Source organism: Shewanella sp. SW32 (assembly GCF_025653365.1).
GTDB classification, from domain to species: Bacteria; Pseudomonadota; Gammaproteobacteria; order Enterobacterales; family Shewanellaceae; genus Shewanella; species Shewanella oncorhynchi.
The window spans coordinates 1-1,474 of sequence record NZ_JAKKSJ010000085.1; the positions used below are offsets into that span (position 1 = coordinate 1).

Sequence of the window (1,474 nt, forward strand, 5' to 3'; positions counted from 1 at the left end):
TAATGGCTAAGTCGCTAAACACTTGAGGGCGACCTTTCTTTGGCTGCTTGACCTTGGCTTTCCACTTAGCAATTGCATCCTCATCAATCCAGAAGGTAAGTGAACCGCGGTTGATTAAGGCTTGGTTGTATTGCTTCCAGTTGGTTGTTTTATAGCGAGGTTTTGACACGGTTGATGGGTAAGTTGATAGGCGATGCCGATCAGATCAGCGGCTACGGCTTTAGTTCAACCGATTTAGGAAACAAAGCCGTTAAAATCCTTTCGTGCTGACTATGGCATTGCGACAAAATAGACAAGGTAAATTGGTCTATTTTACCAATGATATATAGCGTCTTGGCCTTGTTTAACAGCGCGCCGCCAGTCCGATGGCTTGAAGAAATTTATCAATAAAAATATGTGACCTGAAGGTTTTTATAAAATGTCTTTAGGACGAGGTTTAAATACATGGTCGTTAAAATCCGTGAATCAAACTTACCTAGTCTGGTTCTCTCAATGAGGTAAACACTCATACGCAATAATGAAATGATATGCGCCAGTAAATTATCACCGATATAATTTCTAATTGTGTCTTTTGTTATGAAAAAATTAGATAATATCTCGAACGAAAATACCGTTAGGATATAGAATATCATGAACTTAAAATCTTTATTATCTACATGCCTTTTGGTGTTTCTTTCTGGCTGTGCCGCACCTACGTTAAAGCTAGTAAATCATGTTGGTCCAGTAACGTATGATGCGACTTCAGAATACAGCAGCAAACATACTGAACAAGGGTTTATTGTTGTAGCTTTTCGTAGTGTTCATAGGTTCCTTCCTGATACACAAGCTGATTACCAAGAGTGCTCTGATGTACTAAATTCAGTAGCTAAAGAGTATACCCCTGTATCTTGGAGCATAGTGAATATAACGGCTCATGAATATAATGGTGTAACTGGTATCGCAAATATTACGTGTACTTATACATATAAAACATAATATTACTCACTCTGACTACGATGTGAAAGGCGTTAACTACTCAAGGGGAATGTTAGGTTGTTAGATAAAGTTGAGTTACAAAAAAATTATGAAAAAGCACTGTTTAGTGCACTAAAAGAGTTTCAGTTTGTAGAATCTATTCTCAGAAAATATATCACTACTTCGTATGATGTTATTCGATTGAAAATTCAAGATTCAGAGACGTTGTCTTATGATTTTAATGAAAATAATATAGAAAAAGGGGGCCTTCAACCAGGGCAAGATCACGAACATTTAACGCGCACTTTAACATAACTGATTGACCGCGATCTTCCGTTGTGATCAGATACTGGCTTTTACGCGGAGCCAGTTTATGAACATCGATATTTTTGCAGAGCACTTTTCAGAATTAGAAGACCCAAGGCAAGCATCTAAGGTCGTTTATCCCTTGTTTGACGTGGTGTTTTTAACGCTGTGTGCAGTTATCGCAGGCTGTGAGGGCTGGGAAGATATTGAAGAT

The 1,474-nt window shown here is 38.1% G+C and carries 4 protein-coding genes; 3 read left to right on the top strand and 1 reads right to left on the bottom strand.

The window, feature by feature from the left end:
- Window positions 1-169: transposase (locus L5M28_RS23860; RefSeq protein ID WP_263203170.1), on the bottom strand; the 169-nt coding region annotated here is incomplete at its 3' end.
- Window positions 170-630: 461 nt separating this feature from the next.
- Here L5M28_RS23860 and L5M28_RS23865 point away from each other — a divergent pair.
- The 3 genes from L5M28_RS23865 to L5M28_RS23875 form a co-directional block, all read left to right on the top strand.
- Window positions 631-975 carry a hypothetical protein gene (locus tag L5M28_RS23865; RefSeq protein WP_263204534.1) on the top strand — a complete coding sequence of 115 codons (345 nt, stop codon included), beginning with the start codon at window positions 631-633 and terminating at the stop codon, window positions 973-975.
- A 57-nt stretch (window positions 976-1,032) separates the two neighbouring features.
- On the top strand, window positions 1,033-1,269 hold the full coding sequence (locus tag L5M28_RS23870) for a hypothetical protein (RefSeq protein WP_263204535.1): 237 nt from the start codon (window positions 1,033-1,035) through the stop codon (window positions 1,267-1,269).
- Window positions 1,270-1,327: 58 nt separating this feature from the next.
- Window positions 1,328-1,474, top strand: a 147-nt coding sequence (locus L5M28_RS23875) for a transposase family protein (RefSeq protein ID WP_263198011.1), incomplete at its 3' end; no start/stop codon positions are given.

Coding starts and splice junctions, on each gene's coding strand:
- L5M28_RS23865 (WP_263204534.1), top strand. CDS start 631: ATGAACTTAAAATCTTTATTATCTACATGCCTTTTGGTGTTTCTTTCT.